The 17,715-nt window shown below is 69.4% G+C and carries 15 protein-coding genes; 2 read left to right on the forward strand and 13 right to left on the reverse strand.

Annotation, left to right across the window (positions count from 1 at the left end; genetic code table 11):
* Positions 1–510 precede the first annotated feature (510 nt).
* A complete protein-coding gene (locus tag Manayef4_RS10430; RefSeq protein ID WP_070131454.1) occupies positions 511–1,341 on the reverse strand; it encodes an endonuclease/exonuclease/phosphatase family protein in 831 nt (276 codons plus the stop codon).
* On the reverse strand, positions 1,338–2,438 hold the full coding sequence (locus Manayef4_RS10435; RefSeq protein WP_070131480.1) for an aldo/keto reductase: 1,101 nt from the start codon (positions 2,436–2,438) through the stop codon (positions 1,338–1,340). The genes Manayef4_RS10430 and Manayef4_RS10435 overlap by 4 nt, the downstream gene beginning before the upstream one ends.
* Positions 2,439–2,520: 82 nt before the next feature.
* On the opposite strand from Manayef4_RS10435, the gene Manayef4_RS10440 reads away from it, so the two are divergent.
* On the forward strand, positions 2,521–3,141 hold the full coding sequence (locus Manayef4_RS10440) for a hypothetical protein (RefSeq protein WP_035733777.1): 621 nt from the start codon (positions 2,521–2,523) through the stop codon (positions 3,139–3,141).
* A 22-nt stretch (positions 3,142–3,163) separates the two neighbouring features.
* Here Manayef4_RS10440 and Manayef4_RS10445 read toward each other — a convergent pair whose 3' ends face one another.
* Entirely contained in the window at positions 3,164–5,284 is a 2,121-nt protein-coding gene (locus tag Manayef4_RS10445; protein WP_254665571.1) for a radical SAM protein, read from the reverse strand.
* A gap of 910 nt (positions 5,285–6,194) precedes the next feature.
* Here Manayef4_RS10445 and Manayef4_RS10450 point away from each other — a divergent pair.
* Entirely contained in the window at positions 6,195–6,632 is a 438-nt protein-coding gene (locus Manayef4_RS10450; protein ID WP_023841624.1) for a hypothetical protein, read from the forward strand.
* Positions 6,633–6,656: 24 nt separating this feature from the next.
* Here the strand turns inward: Manayef4_RS10450 and Manayef4_RS10455 are convergent, their stop codons facing one another.
* The 10 genes from Manayef4_RS10455 to Manayef4_RS10500 all read right to left on the reverse strand — a co-directional run bounded on the left by Manayef4_RS10455 (position 6,657) and on the right by Manayef4_RS10500 (position 17,482).
* Positions 6,657–7,796, reverse strand: coding sequence for a DUF6624 domain-containing protein (locus Manayef4_RS10455; RefSeq protein WP_011436241.1), 1,140 nt, complete (start codon positions 7,794–7,796; stop codon positions 6,657–6,659).
* Positions 7,793–9,373, reverse strand: coding sequence for an AMP-binding protein (locus Manayef4_RS10460; RefSeq protein WP_070131456.1), 1,581 nt, complete (start codon positions 9,371–9,373; stop codon positions 7,793–7,795). Before Manayef4_RS10460 ends, Manayef4_RS10455 begins: the two co-directional genes overlap by 4 nt.
* Positions 9,370–10,023 carry a hypothetical protein gene (locus Manayef4_RS10465; RefSeq protein WP_070131457.1) on the reverse strand — a complete coding sequence of 218 codons (654 nt, stop codon included), beginning with the start codon at positions 10,021–10,023 and terminating at the stop codon, positions 9,370–9,372. Before Manayef4_RS10465 ends, Manayef4_RS10460 begins: the two co-directional genes overlap by 4 nt.
* Positions 10,007–11,314 (reverse strand): AMP-binding protein, encoded by a 1,308-nt coding sequence (locus tag Manayef4_RS10470; RefSeq protein ID WP_023841625.1) that lies wholly within the window; start codon positions 11,312–11,314, stop codon positions 10,007–10,009. Before Manayef4_RS10470 ends, Manayef4_RS10465 begins: the two co-directional genes overlap by 17 nt.
* Positions 11,311–12,402 carry a TauD/TfdA family dioxygenase gene (locus Manayef4_RS10475; protein WP_070131458.1) on the reverse strand — a complete coding sequence of 364 codons (1,092 nt, stop codon included), beginning with the start codon at positions 12,400–12,402 and terminating at the stop codon, positions 11,311–11,313. The genes Manayef4_RS10470 and Manayef4_RS10475 overlap by 4 nt, the downstream gene beginning before the upstream one ends.
* 48 nt (positions 12,403–12,450) lie before the next feature.
* Positions 12,451–13,653, reverse strand: coding sequence for a dehydrogenase (locus Manayef4_RS10480; protein ID WP_254665572.1), 1,203 nt, complete (start codon positions 13,651–13,653; stop codon positions 12,451–12,453).
* A 980-nt stretch (positions 13,654–14,633) separates the two neighbouring features.
* A complete protein-coding gene (locus tag Manayef4_RS10485) occupies positions 14,634–15,044 on the reverse strand; it encodes an NUDIX domain-containing protein (protein ID WP_237704574.1) in 411 nt (136 codons plus the stop codon).
* A 62-nt stretch (positions 15,045–15,106) separates the two neighbouring features.
* On the reverse strand, positions 15,107–15,721 hold the full coding sequence (locus Manayef4_RS10490; RefSeq protein WP_011436248.1) for an AAA family ATPase: 615 nt from the start codon (positions 15,719–15,721) through the stop codon (positions 15,107–15,109).
* The gene (locus Manayef4_RS10495; RefSeq protein WP_070131460.1) at positions 15,721–16,536 is read right to left on the reverse strand and encodes a hypothetical protein; all 816 of its coding nucleotides are present in this window, start codon (positions 16,534–16,536) and stop codon (positions 15,721–15,723) included. The genes Manayef4_RS10490 and Manayef4_RS10495 overlap by 1 nt, the downstream gene beginning before the upstream one ends.
* Positions 16,529–17,482, reverse strand: coding sequence for a radical SAM protein (locus Manayef4_RS10500; RefSeq protein ID WP_254665573.1), 954 nt, complete (start codon positions 17,480–17,482; stop codon positions 16,529–16,531). Before Manayef4_RS10500 ends, Manayef4_RS10495 begins: the two co-directional genes overlap by 8 nt.
* Positions 17,483–17,715 lie beyond the last annotated feature (233 nt).

Below are 17,715 nucleotides of genomic sequence, written 5' to 3' on the forward strand. Positions count from 1 at the left end.
GGCTGGCTGAACAGCACCGGCTTCCACGCCGTCGAGCTGACCGGGATGTACGACGACGGTGATCGACGTCATGCCGTCCTCACGCCCAAGACGATCAGATTGACCACCCGCATCGGGAGCGTCGTCATAGGAGGAGACGCGGTGGCCTCCGAGCCGCCACCGCCGCCGGGCCCTCCGCAGGCGGCTGCCGCGGCCCGCGGTCCGGCGCTCGCTGAGGCCCTGGCGATTCTCGGCCGGACCACGCACCTTGGGTGGGTCGAGCTCTACAAGGTGTGGGAGATCATGCAGGACGGCCGCGACCCGGTCGCATTCGGCTGGGTGACGAAAGCCGAGGCGCGGGCGTTCACGCAGGCCGTAACCATCCCGGCATCAGCGGGCAGGCCGCACGCCACGCCCGGATGCCCGGCACYCCGAGCAAGACGTCGGCCATGGACCTCGCCGAAGGTCAAGCCTTCGTACGGCGGGTGGTCCTCGCCTGGATCGCGGCGGAATCGAACTGACGCCGGCGACCTATGGCTGGAGCTGCCGGGGAGCAACGACAGCGGCGACGGCCATCGCGGCATGGTCGCTGAGGCCGTGGTGGCGGGGGGCGTGGACGTAGTCGCAGCGGGTCAGGTCGAGCCGGTCGGTGGTGAGGAAGGTGTGGTCGAAGCGGTAGCCGTTGCCGCCGCGGCCGTACCAGCTGTGGCCGGGGGCGTCGGGGTGCAGGGTGCGGTAGGCGTCGGTGAGGCCGGCGTCGGTGAAGGAGCGGTAGAAGTCGTGCTCCCAGCGGCCGAAGACCGGGTAGTGCGGGACGTGGCCGGGTTCGACGACGTTGAGGTCGCCGGTGACCACGACCGGCCCGTCGAAGCCGGCAAGGACGCCGGGCAGGGCGCGGGTGACGGCGTGTTGGAAGGCGCGCTTGTTCTCGTTGCGGCGTGYGGCCGGCCCGCGGGACGGGACGTAGAGGCCGACCAGGYGCAGTCGCTGTCCGCCGACCCACAGGTCRACGGCGGGTGCGCGGTGGGCAAGCACGTCGATGCCGGCGGGCACGGGTTCGAGGGGCGTATGGCGGGAGGCGATGACCGTGCTGTAGTCGGGCTGGTCCGGCCGCGGGGCGTGGAGGTGGGTGTAACCGTGCTGGGCGAGCGCGTCGAGGRGCGCGTGGCGACCGGGTCCGTGGCCGACCTCGGTGAGCACGACGAGGTCCGCGTCGGGTTGCTGTCCGAGCCAGGCTGCTTGGCGGCGGGCCCGGTCGGGTGCGGCGTGCTGGGCGTTGAACGTGACGAGCCGCAGCTCGGTCGTGGATGTGGGAGCGACCGGCGTGGGCGGGTTCGGGAACAGRGACTGCTGCGGGTTCATTCGGGCAGGGCCGTTTCGTCGAGGAAGACTTCGCCGGCGGCGTCGAGGTCCTGCTGGAGCTGGCCGAGAGTGGCGCGGACGAAGCTGAGGTCGTCGCCGGACAGCGGTGTGTCGAGGGCGGTGAGGTTCTCGCGGACCTGGTCGGGGGTGGTGAAGCCGACAAGGACGGCCGCGCTGTCGGCGCGCTGGAGGCTGTAGGCCAGTGCCACCCGGACCAGGTCGCGGGTCGACGGGCCGAACCGGTCGCGCAGAGGTGCAAGGTGGCGCTCGACGAGTGCGAGGGCATCCGGGGTATACCAGCGTTTGCGTTGCCGATGATCCCCGGCACCGAACTGGGGTGGCCGACGCGGGTCGTGCTTACCGGTGAGCAGGCCCTGCCCGAGCGGCTTGTTGATCAGGATGCTGATGTGGTGGTCGGCGGCGAGGGTGAAGATGTCCGGCTGGCCGGCGGGCGGCGGTGGGGTCAGCGGGTTGTGTCGGACGGCGAGGAAGTCGGGACGGATTCGCTCGAACAGGACCCGGAACCGGGCGTGCTTGTCCGGCCGATCGGATCGTGGCTGTATGAGCCGGTCAGGGGCGTAGCGGTGCGGGCCGCGCATCCCGACGCAGCGCACCAGGCCCTGGCGTTGGAACTCGCGCATCTGGGCGACGGCGCCGTCGAGGTAGCGGTCGTCGGGGCCGAACTCGCTGGTGTGGAAGAAGTAGATGTCGAGCCGGTCGGTGCGCAGGTTCTCCAGGCTGGTCTCCAGCTGGCGGCGCATCGCGGCGGGCAGATAGGCGTGGGCGGCGGTGCCCRCAAAGTAGCCGACCTTGGACGACAGCACGAGACTGTCCYGGTCGACCTGCTCGACGAGGTGGCCGAGGAGACGTTCGGAGTGGCCGTGGCCATAGACGTCGGCGGTGTCGAACAGGTTCGCACCCAGGGTGTAGGCGAGTTCTAACCCCGCGCGGGAGGCGTGGTCGTCGGCGGTGGACCAGCCCATCGGCAGGCCCAGGTTGTGGTCGGGTCCGCCGATGGCCCAGCAGCCGACGCCGATCGGGTGCACCGTCAGCCCGCCGGCCAGCGCGCGGGGCGCGGGAAAACGTTCTTCCGTCATCTCGTTCACCTCATTGTCTGCCGACGATTGCTGGACGGGCCTGTGCATGGGCGCCGCTGACTGTGACGTTAAGGTCACCGGCATGACGACTCCGGACCCTGACACCCCGCTGAACCTGGATGCGATCAGGGCGAAGGGGTGGGCCGACCGCAGCGACTTCCCCACCGCCGAGTTCGACCGCGCCGAGGCGTTCTACACGGCGATGCGCGCCCACGACGAACGCCTGCACGCGGTGCGCGCGAGGGCGTCGGAACTCATCGAGCGGTGGACCGGGCATCGGCCGCGGGACGTCGGCTCGTTCGGAACCCGGTTGAACCTGGAGACCTCGGATCTGGATCTGGGCATCGGCTACCCGGTGGAACGCCGTGCCGAGCTGATGGCCACGCTCGACGGGACCGCCCGCTTCCTCGGCGAGCGCTACACCAGCTTCTCCACCACCCGGCTGGTGTTCAGCTTCACCGTGGACGACGTCGAGATCGACCTGAGCGCGCTGACCGTGGACGACTTCGCGGTCGCCTGCCGAATGCTCGACCAGATCGACGAGGCGATGAGCCACGACGAGCGGGTGTGTCACACCTGGGTCAAGCACCTGCTGCGCCAAGCCGGCCGGCTGGAGGACTACGCGGCCTGGAAGCTGGTCACCTACGCCCGGTTCTGCCCAGAGTTCAACTGGGTGCCGATCCCGGAAAAGACCGGCGCCTGATCTTCCGATTCGGGTCCGCCGGTCAGCTGGCACAGGCGTCCGCCGCGTTGATCAGCGTCCAACCGCCGGCTGCGGACCATCGCCGGTGTTCGGTGACGAGCAGTGCGGCGTGTTCCCGGCCGAGAACAGGCAGCAGGTCGTGCACAGCGGCGGCGAGGACGCCCCGCAATAGAGCGAGACGGTTCTCAATCCGCTGCCAGATCCGCACGTCCAGGATCGCCTCGGCCGTCGGATCACGGTGCAGCGGGCGGGTGTCGAGTTCGGTGATCAGGTCGCCGAGGACCGTGTAGCTGGCGTCCTTGAGCACGCCGCGGGCCTCACGCACCTGACGGCGCGGGGCGCCGTCGAGGACCTTCTCCAGCGACTTGAACGTGTAGTCGAGGGCGAAGTGCCGGTCGACCCAGCGCTGCGCCCAGCTGGCGGCTACTCCGATCCGCCAGTCGGCGTAGCGGGCCTCTACCCGGCCCATCGACGGCGTCACCGCCCCGGCAAGTCCAGCCTGCTGGACTCGGCGGGTGTAGGCGGCGCCGATCAGGCACTCCATGCTGACCAGCAGGTAGGAGATCCCCTGGTAGAACGGCTGGCCCGTGCCCGCCGCCGCGGCGAACCGAGCGTCCCGGACTCCGCGGACGACCTCGGCGGGCGAAAGATCGGGTTGCGGGGCCAGGAGCAGATCGGTGCGGCCCTGGAACGCATGTGTGGCCTTCAGCTCGTCGAGGGTCATCAGCGGGTCGAAGGTGATGTAGGTGAACCGGGTCGGGACGCCGAGTGCGGACAGGGTACGGACAGCCAGCAGGTTCTGCTCGCCCGTGGTGTCCTTCGCGAACCGGTCCAGAATGCTGTCGACGCCGGACTCGACGCCGAACAGCATCCGCCGCAGGCCCCGGGCGACCAGMGCCCGCCACATCTCGGCGCGTTCGACGTGCCAGCCATGGCTCTGGTCGGGGTCGACGACCTGGTCGACGCGGCAGCTGGATTCCCACCCGAACCCCGCCCGGTGCAGCAGACTGGCCAGCTCTAACGCCCTGCTGGTCGCGTCGGGGGCGCGACCGAGGAATTCCTCGTCAACCAGGTACAACGTCCGCGACACCTGCGGGTAGCGCTCGAAGACCGCCGAAAGCTCACCCAGGAGCCACGGCAACCGGCCCGTACCGGCCCCCACCCAACTGCCCTTGTGGTCGCGTGGGCAGAACGAGCAGTAGCTGGTGCAGCCCCGGCTGGTCTCCAACTGCGCGACACCGTGACGGTCGAACGTCGCCGGCAGCAGATCGAGTTCCGGAACGACGTCGGCCGTCACGTCCCGGGTGACGGGCTTCGCGGTCCGCCGCCGCCCGACCGCCAGCCCACCCCCACGTGGTGCCCCCGCGTACCCCAGTCCGGGCACGTCGTCGAGGCCGCAGTCGCCGTGCCAGTGCGCCAGCAACGCGCCGATCGTCGCCTCGCCACCCGCCCTGGCGACCAGCAGCGACGGGAACCTGTCCAGCAGKACCCGCTCGACCCGCAGGGTGAGACTGCCACCGGCGACGACCAGCGGCGGATCATCCTGGGCGTAGACCGATTCCAGCAGCTCGACGAGCAGGTCGTACTGGCCGAACGTCGCCGAGACCCCGAGGATGTCCGGCCGGTCGCCGTCGATGCGGGCGACGAGGCCATCGAGGGAGAGCCCGAGCTGCATGTCGRCCAAGGCCACTGTTCCGAGCAACGTGTCCCGGGCCGCCCGCGCCACCGTGCTGATCCCCAACGGAAACCGCGGCAGCGGGAACGTCTCCGGGTGATACAGCGCCGCTAGCAGGGCGCTGGGCCGCGACAGCCGCCACACGGCCCGCTCGTCCAGGTGGGCCAGCGACAGCCACGACGCCGGGTCCTCCAGGATCAGTTGTTCGCGCGTCCACGCTGGCCAGGCCCGGGAGCGGTGTGGCTGGCCGGAGAGATCCGCGACGACCCACCGGCCGTCGGTCCGCTCGACGACGGCCAGACGGCGATCGAGCGGTCCCGCGATCCGGACCCGACCCACGTGGCCGGCGCACCGCTGCTCTACCCAGCCACGGAACACAGCCGGATCGAGCAGCAACTCCCACCGATCCGGAGACGGGAAGTCGGGACGCACGCCGGCGCTGCGTAGGGCGACGGACAAGCGAGCCAAGGGCTCATGTGGATGCTGCTCCACGGCTATGCCTTCCGGAGGGACGGCGCTCGACCGCGATGCGGGCGCCCGTTACCGGAGCAGCCTCGGCGGCCTGCGGGTAGCTCCTGTCACTGTCCGCCGCCGCGACTTGCTAATCATTCCCCGTTCCGCGAAGAAGTTCGTTCGGCGCCGCGCTATGCCGCTACCTGCGCAGACGGCGACATACGGCGCCGTAACTTCCACGACGATCTCGGATCTCACGCGGAATTGTTCGTGGATACCGAATGCCCATCCGAACGTGGAGGCGCGCCCGGGGTCACACCCAGGCCGGGATCGAGTTGGCGCTGATGGGGCGTGCGACGCTGGCCGGTCCGGTTCGCTTTCTTGGGCAGCACTGGCGACGGCGCAGACCTACAGATGCACCGGGATCGCCCGGTGCTTCACCGGTTTGGGTCATGTTGACCCTCGCACGCYGCCTGCCTCGCTGGAATCCCGACGACCGCGCCCAGCCGACGACAACGTCAGTTGCGTACATCGCGGGTCAACCCAGCCCGCTCCTGGTCGAGGACCGGCGCTCGTTCAGGCTTGTGGCTATGGCGCGCGTGGTTCATGCGGGTGGTTCGAGGCGGCCGGGGTGGGCCCGGCGAGTGCGGCTGGGCGCGGTCGGACACGCCGACGCCTCCACGGTGAGATCGGACGGCCGGTGCCCTATGCTGACATCTCGGATCGGCCACAACATCTGGCACTGCTCGGGATGTGGTGGCGCTATCTGTTGTGATCGTCTCCGGATGTGAGTATGCGGCATCGACGCGCCGATCGAGAGGAACGTGTTGTGGTTGACGCAACATCAACGATGGGAACCCAGCCGCCCAGTGGCGTGRCACGGCGCGCGCCACGGCATCGCGAGTCCGTGACGAGGTCGTTCACGGTGGGCGGCGCTTACGGCTTCGTCATCACGTCCCTGCACGCTGACGGTTCGCTGGCGGACGTCAATCTGATCATGGCGAAGCAGGGGTCGACCCTGCGCGGGATGACCGAGACCCTCTCGTTGGCGATCTCGACTGGTCTGGCGCACGACGTACCGCTGGTGACGTTCGTTCGGCAGTTCATAGACCTGCGGTTCGAGCCGGCGGGGCTAACCGACGACGCGGAGATCCCACAGGCCACGTCGATCATCGATTATGTGGTGCGGCGTCTGGCCTTGGATTTCCTGCCGTTGGAGGAGCGGGCCGCGTTGGGTGTGCTCACGCCGTCGGAGCGCGCCACGGTGGCGACCGGGGTGACGCCGGTGCCGAAGGTTTGGTCGGACACGCCGGGGATGCCGATGTTCGTACCGTTCGAGATCCCGGTCCAGGTCTCGCGCTGAGGGGCCTTCTGCCTGCTGGATTGTTCAGGTGGCGTGGTCCGTGAGGGCGTGATGTGCCGCAGTCAGGGCGCTGTCGATGTCGTCGCTGATCGTGACGGAAGGCAGCATGTCGAAGCTGCATCGGGGTGAGCCCTTGGCGATGATGACGGGTTTGCCGTAGGCGAGCGCGCAGCCGATCTCGGCCGTGACGCCGTCGCTGCGCCGGCTGAGCGGGTAGGCGAGGAGAAGGCGCGCGCGGGCGATGTCGTGGATGCAGAGCTGGGCCGCGAGTTGGTTGACGACGATGCCTGCGTCGAACTGGCTGCTGGGTCGGGTGAGGGGGTCGAGGTCGAGCCAGCGGGCGGTGGATTCCAGGGGCGGGGGCAGGCGGGCGCGGATACGGCGGATCTCGTCTCGGTCGCGCAGCGTCGCCGCGAGGTAGACGCCGTGGCGAGGGGTGGCATCGCCGGCGAGGCTCTGTGGTGTCCGCTGCTGGGTGCGCCGGAGTTGTGGGGCTGGGCTGGTGGCCGGCGCCCAGAGGTTGACGGGTGCGCTGCGGGCCTGCCGGTAGGGGGTGATCGGGCAGTAGGCGTAGGGCGTGTCGTCGGCGAGACTCGGCAGTCCGATCCGACTCCGCTGATCATCAATATGGTTGATGTCGGCAATCGGGTAGAGGAAGCGCGGGCGGTCGTCACGAATGAGGACGAATGTTCCGTACAGCTGCTCCTCACCGCGCAGGGAACGGTCCCGGTCCGTCAGGAGAGCCAGCTGTCGCGGGTCGGCCCCGCGGTGCTGCCACGTGCGCGCCAGATCGCGGAGGAGATCGTGGCGGGTCTCGGTTTCGGTGTCGGCGTGTTGGAGGAGAAGCCAGGCGGCGTCGCTGGCGGCGCACGAGGCGGGAGACGGCCAGCCCCATCGGTTCAGTGTCGTGAGGACCGCGGTCGTCGCGGCAGTCGAGACGGACGCGAAGGTGGCGAGTTCGGGTGTGCCGGCAGTGAGGTGTGCCGCTCGGTGCGGTAGCAGCGTGAGGGGTAGCGGCCAGCCGGGGTAGTCCAGGGCTGCGGCGACCTGGGCTTCGAGGCGGGGGTCGGTGACAAGCCGGGTCAGGACGGCGAGGAGCGCCTGCTGTTCTTGCTCGGCGAGCGTGATGAGGTCAGCCCACGCGGCGACGGCGGGTGATGTCATGAACTGGCCTCCTGGTCGCTGAGGAGCTGGCGGGCGCGGACGAGGTCGACCTTCCCGGCCGGGGTCCTGGGTATGGCGGCGACGACCCGCACCACCCGTGGGATCTTGTAGCCGGCGAGGTCGCCACGGATGTCACCCAGTACCTGTGCGAGTCTGCCGCCGGCGTGGAGCTGGAGGAGGCCGCCGACGGTGCTCCCGAGCCGCGTGTCGGGGACGGCGAGGATGGCGGCGTCGGCGACGTGGGGGTGGGCCAGGAGGACGGCGGCGACATCGGGGGCGTACACCTTCTCCCCGCCGGTGTTGATGCAGTCCTGCTCGCGGCCGAGCAGCGCGATCCTCCGACTCGTCTGAAGCCGGACGAGGTCTCCGGACAGGAGGTAGGTGCGGCCRTCATAGGCGCGGACGTAGCGGTGGGGTGGAAGCGTGCCGTGGGGGTGCAGACCGACGGGCAGCGGCCGGTGGACCGCGACCTGTCCCGTCTCACCGACCGCGGTCGGGGTTCCATCAGCGTGGAACACCCGGGCGTGTCGGCCGAGGTCGAAGGACCCGGTCGCAGGTACGTCTCCGAGGCGGGCGAGTGATGATCCCAGGCCGGTGGCCTCGGTGGCGCCGAGGGTTTCGACCAGCCGCAGGTGTGGGACCAGGGCGAGGAGTTCGGTCTTGACCTGGTCCGTCCACGGCGCGCCCGACGAGGTGACCGTCCGCAAAGCGGACAGGTCAGCGCCGAGGCGGGCGCCAAGCGCGCTCGTGAGCGGTCGTGCGTAGGCGTCGCCGACGATCGCCAGGGTGTCGGCGCGCTGCTGCACGACCGTGTCGAGCACCCTGTCGGGGTCGTAGGACGACCCTGGCAGGGTGATCACTGTGCCGCCGGCGCAGAGCGCGCCCATCGCGCGCGTCAGACCCGAGCCGTGGCTGAGGGGACTGGCGACGACGATGCGCGCGTCGGCCAGCGTCAGGGACGCCATCCGGGTGAGAGGGCGGGACAGGTCGTGGCGGGCCCAGGGGTTGTGGGCGTTGAGGTTGTCCAGGATGTCGGCGACGCGCCAGAGCACGGMCTGGGGTGTGCCGGTGGTCCCACCCGTACATTTGATCATCAAAGGCGGTCGCGGCCCATTCGCCGGCGGCGACGAGGATGCCCGCGGGGCCGCGGAGGTCAGGAGCAGCCCGTGGCCTCCGAGGGGGCGGATCGGTACTTCCTGGCCAGGTTGGCAGCGGGCGTGGAGCGTCGCGACGTCTGGGACCTGGACCGGATCGGCGATCATTGCGGCGGGCTGGAGCAGGCGGTGAAGCTGGTCGAGTTCGCGGGCACGGTAGCGGGGGTTGAGCTGCGCGGGCGTTGCGCCGAGACGGAGCACGGCAGCGAGGCTGACAAGGTGTTCGGGGATGTTCGGCAGGCAGAGGGCGACGACCTGGCCGGCCTGCACTCCGTGCCGCCGCAGGGTGCGGGCGAGGGCCGCTGATGCCGCGTCGAACTGCGCCCACGTCCACGCCTGATCGCCGTGGATCAGCGCGGTCTGGTGGGGCTGCTGCGCGGCGATGCGCTGCCAGAGAGCCGCGAGGGTCCACGGGGTTGTCATGGCAGCGGCCGGCTGGTGGTGGGGGCGAGATCGTCCACGGTGCGGCGCATGAGATCGGCGTGGGGATCGCTCTCCCAGTCCCAGTCGCTTCCGTCCAGTCGTGGGTCGAGGGCGGCGACGACGTGCCGCAGCCGAATGCGGGGATGGGTGCCGGTCGGGACCGGGTAGACGGTCAACGCACCGCTTTGATCACGCACCAGGATGTAGGAGTGGGCCGGGTCAGCGGGCAGGTCGACCAGGGAGGYGATGGGATGGCCGGTGAGCCGCTTGGCCAGCCACCCGCGCAGGTTCGCCTCGGTGGGGAGCAGGTGCAGGTGGCCGTGTTCGATCCGCCGCTGCCCGGCGGCGTTCAGGCCGTACTCGAAGCCCAGCACCGGGCTGTCGTAACGATCGGCGAGACGTGCGGCCATCTCCCGCATCAGCGCGTCGACGCCGGCGCGAGCAGTGCGGTCGAGTGCGCCCAGGGACAGGACATGGCTTCGGGGGACGAGGAGCAGGTAGCCGGCGACGTACGCCCCGATGGTGGGGACCGCGGCGGCATACGCGTTCGCCGCCAGGATGCGGGGCGCTGCCACGGTCAGGTGCCGTTGCAGCGCGCAGTCGCTGACGGCCGGGTCGAGGGCGTCACACAGGTCACAGGTCGACGGCATGGGCAGTGGCCTCCGACGGGCTGAGACGGATCAGGTCAAGGCGGCTCGGCCGTTCGGGCGCGGCGAGGCGGGTGGCGCAGTAGGCGTGGATCTCCTCGGCCGTCAGCGTCGGATGCCGGGTGCATGCGCGGGCAGTCAGACGATGGCCGTAGACGGCGTCGGGGACCACCGACACCGTGCAGTCGCTGATCGCGGGGTGAGCGGCGAGCACGACACGGACCTGGGCGACGGCGACGTTGACGCCGCCGACGATCGCCCGTCCAGGCACGGCGACGGAGGCGACATGCAGCCGTCCGGTGCCGTCGAGATGGCCGCGGTCACCGACGCTCTGCCACGCACCGGATGGTGGGCATGCCCCGGGAACAGGGTGGCTGGCGAGCCCCACGCGGCTTCGCCCTTCGATCGTGCCGACCGTCCCCGCGGGAACCGGCACCCGCTGCGGCCCGGTGATCCGTATCTCGGCTCCGTCGATCGGGACGCCACCGTCGGCGGCTCCGACGCGCAGCGTGCCGTCGTATTCGGCGGTGCCGTAATACTCCGCGAGCCGGTCGCCGCCCAGCAACGCGAGCAGACGCCCGCGGAGGTCGGGTGGGCAGGGCTGGGAGGAGTAGACCAGCCTGTCCACCGACGAGGCGGCCTTCGCGACGGCGGTCTCGCCGGCGTCGTCGAGCAGCCGGCGCAGCTGCGTGGGCACGAGGAACGCCCAGGTCGGCCGGTGGCGGCCCGCGTAGGTGACCCACACCTGCGGGGTGAAGACCGGACAGATCACGACGGTGCCGCCGAGCAGGATCTGCCGCACGGCGAACTCGAACGGGCCGTTGAGGTGCAACGGGGAGCCGATCAATGCTCGCCCGTCGGGGCGCAGGCCGAGCGCGAGCGCCTTCCGCGGGACGCTCGGGGGCTCCCCATGTGTCACCAGCGGGCGGTAGAGGCCGTCACAGACGCCGACGATCGCCTTCCACGGCTCGCATCCGCCAGCCGGAGCGCGCGGGAAATCCGGTGTCGACACCGCGGCCCCACGGGCGGACAGCGGCAGGGGGATTCCCCCGGCCAGCCAGGTGGCGAACACCTCGACGAGGAAATCCGCCTCCGACCGGGCGGTGACGGGACGCAGCAGGCCACGGCCGCCCTCACCGCCAAGATCACGGGCAAGACGGTGGGCGTCCCGGCCCAGCTGGCCGAAGGTGCACGCACCCCCGGAGTCGATCACCGCGGGCTGGTCGCGGCGATCACGGGCCAGTCGGTCGAGGGCGACGGTGATCTCCTGCCGCCATGCCTGCGGGCCGGTCACGTGGGGCCGTCCGCAAGACCGGCGGCGGTGGGAGGTGTCCAGGTGGAGGCGGCAGCCTGCTGTAGATCGTCCGTGAGCCATCCGCCTCGCAGGCCCTGCTCGACGGCACCGGGCCGGCGGTCGGGGGCCGGCAGGGTGATCCAGCAGCRCAGCAGGTGGCGGGCCTGCCGGGGGTCGGGCGCGTCGGTGTAGGCCGTGCGGGAATGCAGAACACAGTGGTTGTGGACGATCTGGAGATCACCGGGCCGAAGTTCCATGTCGCAGGCCAGCTGGTCGGCGACCTCGTCGAGGAGGTCAAACGCCGCGAGAGCTGTCGGGGACAGCGGCACACCGGTGACCGTCTGCGTCTCCAGGAGCGTGTGCCGCACGAAGCGGACACTGAAAAGCCCGCGGTACGCGCAGAAGATCGGCGAGAGGAACGTCGGTGGGCCGCCGGGGATGTTCCCGCCGGCCATGTGGAAGTGAAACGGCTGGTAGAGCTCGGCGACGAGGTTCGGCGCGCTCGCGAGCATCGCGTTGTGCACCGCCGCGGCGGACGCCACGCGGCTCATCCCACCCCGGTCCGCGGGGCGCCGGCACAGCAGCAGCGTCGCGTCGGCGCCGTCAGTGTGAAACCACAACCGTTCCGCGGTTTGGTGTCCCCGTACCCGGCCGTCACCGAGCTGCCGGCCACTCGCCCGAACGCGACGGACAAGCTGCCCGTCGCGGCTCTGGGTCGCGATCCGTCCCAGCCGGGCCGCGATGCCGCGGATCAGCACGAGGCACTCGCGGTCGTCGAGATCCTCCACAGGTAAGCCCCGGAGTACGGCGAAGCCGTGTCCCACGGCGACCGCCGTGGCGAGCGCGGCGAGCGGCGCGTCCAGGTGCGGCAGGAGAACGTCCTGGTCTGTGAGGTCACGGTCGTGGAACAGGTCTCGGGATGCCAACCGGRCACTCGCCGCGCGCACCGCCGCGGCCAGGTCGGCGCGGTGCGCATCGTCGATCCGCTGGAGATAGGCATCGGGATGCAGCTCCCGACCGGTCCAGAGCGGTGCATGACCGGCTGTCAGCTCGGTCGGTATGAAAATGGAGTCGATGGTTTCCGCCATAGCGGACCTCCGATGTTGAGTCGCCGATATTAATGGGCGAAAAGTGCACTAACGGCGCGCCTGCGCAGTAATGGCGTCGCCCGYGAGCCAGCCTGTTTCCGCCGCGCCGATGATGCCGCCGGTGAGCCCGGGGCCGTCGCCCACGAGATACAGTCCCGGCTGGCCTGGGGCTTCCATCTCGTCGGTAACCGTGAAACGTGATGCCCACCGTTCCACCGCGGGCCCGTAGAGAAAGTTATCCKGGTGCAGAACCCCCGGACACAGGGAGGCGAGCCGGAAAAGAAATGTTTGTAGCGCGCTCACGATCGCTGTCGGGAACTCGGCGGTGAAGTCGYCGGGCGCGGCATCGGGCAGGCTCGGCACAAACTCGCCTACCGCCTGGCTGGTKGGCAGAGGCGTGTCCGGAAGGAAGGCGCCGAGCCGCTGGCCGATCAGCCCACCGTGGCGGCGGTTGATCGCGGCCACGAGCGTGCGGGCATCGTCAGCGGTGAGGGGCAATCTCCGGCCGGCCGTTGCAATAATCGCGCTGTTGGAGCGGTTCTCGGCATGCGCTGAGGTCGCATGCCCGCCTACCAGGGTCAGCCCGTGATAGTCGGCCGCGACGACGTCGCCGCCGTAGCACACGCAGTGGGTTCGGACCTCGACCCCATCGGGCCCGCTCCAGATGACCTTCGGGTCGGTGGCTATCTCCAGCAGCGGTCCGAGGAACTCCTTCGCTCCCTCCAACCGGAACCCGATCTTCGGTTGGGCGTCGTCGCGGCCCAGGCCCRGCTCCCGACCCACGTCCCCGAGCCACGATGCGCCGACCTTCCCCGGGGCCAGGACGACGTTGACCGCGTGGACCCGCCTGACCCCGGGACCATCCAACTCCAGCTCCCACCGGAAATCGGAACGTCCTGACGGGCGGATACCGATACACGTCGTACGGCAGGCGACCGTCGCCCTCGCCGCCAGACGCGTCCGCAACCGGCTGAGCATCCGAGGTAGCTGGTCGGTCCCGACGTGACGGACCGGATAATGAACATATTCTAATCCGGCGACCTTCGCGCGTTTCTCGAAATTTTCTGCGGCTTCGGYGTCCCCGCCGTGCAGGTCGGCCCGCTCGCCGGAGCGAAGAACCTCATCGATCGCGTGCTGCCGCGCGGAAACGCGAGAAGGATCGAATCTGTGGCTGACGGTGCTCCCGATCCGCGGTGACAAGCACAGCTTGCCGTCCGAGAACAGCCCGGCACCGCCAAACCCCCGGGTCACCACGTCCCCTCGGCTATCGGAGCCCAGAGCGCCAATCCGCTCCTCCACATCGTCACCTCCGTCGAGGAGGAGAAGGCCCGGCGCGGGCACATCAGATCGGTAGGCTGCAATCAACCCCCCGGGGCCGGCACCCACCACGACGGTATGGAAAACCCGCGCATTCATCATCGTTCCTCTCGATGGGTTACAGGTAGAGGTGCGCCGCGCAATCAACCTGACTCATGCCGGTAGCGAGGCAAGAGCGACCRGAAGGCGCAGCAGGGAAGAAGAATCGACGGCAATCAGGGTGAAATGCCGGTCACGAGTCTCCGCCGATATCAATGCGCCCTTTCCTCCACCTGRCATCGACGGCGGCGGACCAGAGAAAAGCGCGAGCAGTCGAGGAATTTCTCCAACACTTGAATACTCTCAGGCATGCGGGAAGGAGTCGTTCGAGCGGCGGGTCAGGAAACGCTCACGTGATGCCAAGATTCCRACCTTCCGGCCAAAGGGTGCAGCGTGCACCAACGCGGCGCTCGCCCCGGGTGGCCCACTGACCGGGACGAGAAACTCACGAGGTGACGCCACTATCCCCAGCGGACGGGCGCGAACCATTCCCTTCAGCGCGAAGCTTCGGTTCGGGGCCGCGGAGCGCCGTGAGCTGGGCAGATGYCTCACTTGAAGGAAGATCATTGCCGCTAGGGATGGCGAACACTCGGGAAACGTTCGGGAGCAGGGTGAGACGAGGGGGCGGACCGTGTCGACTCGCCGGTCCTCTCGCTGGTTGAGAGGAACGACCAGCCGAGCTGAGATTTCCATGGTATGGAATGACAGCCGACACGGGACCCGGAGTACCGGATTGCCGGCTCACCAATGGMGTCAACATGTCGTCTATCCAGTCCCACCGCCGGCCGAGTGTGATGGTCCGGACATATTCGATCCGCTTTCGCAAGGATCAGTTGGCTCGCTAGCAAACGGTACRGATGCCGTCGTAGCGCTTTCTATGTCTCCCACCCGGAGATGGCAAAGTTCTCCCGCCGCCTGTGGAGATCGATGCCGACACGGGTGTATGGATACGTGCTGTCGGGAATCTCGTCGAGGGGAAACCAGGCGATCCGGGCACACTTTTGGGGTTCCGCGTTGACGGGTTCTCCGTGCCAGCACTCCGGCTGAAAGAACAGGCCAAGGCGCGCTTCCCCGCGCTCGTTCCGGAAGTGGACCGTCGAAGCGAGAGTAAGCGAGGCGGGATCGAGATGAAGGCCAATTTCTTCACGGCTCTCGCGGCATAGCGCGGAAGCGGCGTCCTCACCATCTTCGAGTTTTCCTGACGGGACGTTCCACCAGCCGTCGGCGAATCCCGTGCCGGATCGCAACGCGAGCAGGACCGCATCATCGCGGATGAGCAGGAGCATGACGTCGATGACGCTGCGGTACCCCATGGTGGCAGTATCTCCCGACTGTGCTGAGGAAACGGTCAGCGGCTGGTCGGGTTGAGCCCGAGGGTCGTGAGCTGCTCGGCGATCCAGCCGACCCGCGCGCTGGTGGACATGTTCGGTGGAATGTCGAAGATGCGCTGCCCGACGGTGGCGCAGATGCTGCGCACGACGCGGTCGGCGGCGGGTTGGATGTCGAGGACCTTGGACCGGTAGGGGTCGCCGATCTGGTGCTGGTCGAACTTGTCGCAGCAGTAGAAGACCGCGTCGTAGACGGACGCCCAGGCCCGGCAGAAGGCTTCCATCGCGCGCAGGACCGGCGCGTGGGGTCCCTCTGGGCCGCCGGGCAGGACGAGCCAGGCGTAGGCGAGGACGTTCGCGATCGTCTTGTCACAGATGATCATGGTGTGTTGGCGTGCGACGCGGAGTTGGCTGGACAGCTGGGCGGCGAACAAGTCGACCTCGGTTTCCAGGTCGAACTCGCCGCGGCCGTGCACGACGATCTCCTCGATGAACGGGGAGTTCCGAGCCGGTTCGGGCACGCAGGCGACGTGCACCCCACGCTCCCGGAAATGTGCCGCCAGGGCATGGGTGAGCGTGGTCTTGCCGGAGGCGTGGGTACCCTCGACGGCCACGACGAGGCAGTTGCGCAGCATCAGCGGACTCCTTCCGCGGCCAACGTCTGGTCGTCGCGACCAGCCGGTACGGCAGGCACGGACGAGGGCCGTGCTGGAGGGGTAGTCGCGGGAGTCACAGCCGTTGGACCTGCGGCAGGGATGTCGGTGGTCTGGTCCCAGGCGGCGGCCTCGACGACATCGTCGAGATTGAGCTGGTCCCACTGATAATGGCCCGTGCTGCGCGCCGCGACGAGCGCGATCGCCAGCGCGCGGAGAACAACCTGCCGAAGGATCTGCGGTGCCCCCGCCGAGGCGCCATACCCCACCCGTGCAGGGTCGGCAGAGGTACCCGACTCCGCGAACAGGCCGTGGAGATGAAACGCGGTACACACGTCTTCCAGTACGACCGGCGTGGAGCCGCGCGCCGTGTCGTGAAGACGCGCGAGACTGGGCTGCGCGGTCTCGCCCGGCCAGGCGGCGGCGAGGGCGGTGATTCCGCGTGTAGGTGCGCCGGCGGCGGCGAGCCTCGCCAGGTCGTCGGCGAGCCGGTGGCCTGCGAGGATCGCCGCCMGGCGTCGGGCCTGCACCAGCAGKGCATCGAGCCCGGCGGCGACGAGGAGAGTCTCCGCCGGGTCCTCGGCCGCGACGGCGTGGAAGCCGAACCGCAACGTCCTCTCGGTCACCGCCAGAGTGCGGCCCCGTGGCAGCCGCAGGTACACCGCTCCCATGGCGTCCGGCGACGCGGCGCGGGTCAGGACGGTGAACGCGGCCAACAGCGGTGTGCGTTCGGCGAACGGCCGCCGCTCGGCACCAAAAGGTGTGTCGGCCCAGCCCAGGTTCGTTGCCTCACGCATGGCTGATCCGCAGCAAAGGACGCCCTGATGGCGGTCRCTCGGCGCGGGTGAGGGCGCGGATCGAGCGGCCCAGGTATTTGGCGTAGTGGTTGCGCTGGAACCGGTACCGCGCCCAGATCGCCGCGATCGGCTCGTCGAGCAGGTTGCCCAGCGGTTCGAGTAGGTCGGGGGCGCCGTAGACCGGCCAGGCACTGGCCTGCCCCGACGGCCCGACAACGATCATGTGGCCTTCGGTGTCCGGGGTCCAGGCCGTCAGGCGCAGTGCCGGCCGCCAGTCGTGCACCGTCCGCAGCTYGGCCAGCCGGTCGAACATCAGCGTGGCTTCGTCCAGGCTGATGAACTCGTGGTCRGCGAGGTCGAGCGCGTTGCCCTTCTTCAACGGCAGGATCAATTTGAGCTTTCCGGCGTCCAGCAGGTCGGCGATCTGGTAGGTGAACGGCAACGCGGCCAGCGTCGAGCGGTAGACCACCGCCGACAGCGACAACGGCAGCCCGGCGTCCTGGAACGCCCGTATCCCGGCCATCACCGCGTCGTAGTCGCCGCGGACCCGGTTCGTCGTCGCCCGCGGCCCTTCCAGCCCGACGTTCACGAACGCGATCTTGCCGGACAGGCGCGCCGCGTGCTGAAGACCGCGGGTCGCGTTGGTCGGCACGCCGATGACCGTCCCAGCGAACAGGTCGACGATGTCCACGAAGTCCCGGCGCAGCAACGGCTCACCGCCGGACAGGAACACCCGCGGCACCCCGGCCAGATTGTCCCGCATCCGCTCCAACGCATCCAGCGTGGGGTCCGGCTCCTGCAACGTCTCCGAGCAGAACGAACAGTCAAAATTGCACCGCTTCGTCACMTGAAGGATCACCGACAGAGGGCCGGCCGCCGTCGAGGCAACCGAGTCCAGGTCCGAGGACGCCGCGAGGTTGAAGTGGTGCCCGTCGGTGAAGACCACAGGTTCATCAGCGCGGGAACGCCCCTCGTCGCARGCGGACCGCGCCGCGGGATCGACGGCAGGTACGGATGGGGAATACGCGATCATCAGGCCCTTCTCKACGTAGGCGCGCACGGCGACCGGGCCAGCTGACCGCCGCCTTCCTGACGGTGAGCTGCCGCGCCGACGCTGAACGTCCCCAGCGTCCCAAGAGACCCACATGATGGTCATTCCCTGCGGAGCGAACATCTGAT

Source organism: Frankia sp. CgMI4, from assembly GCF_001756285.1.
Lineage (GTDB): Bacteria > Actinomycetota > Actinomycetes > Frankiales > Frankiaceae > Frankia > Frankia casuarinae.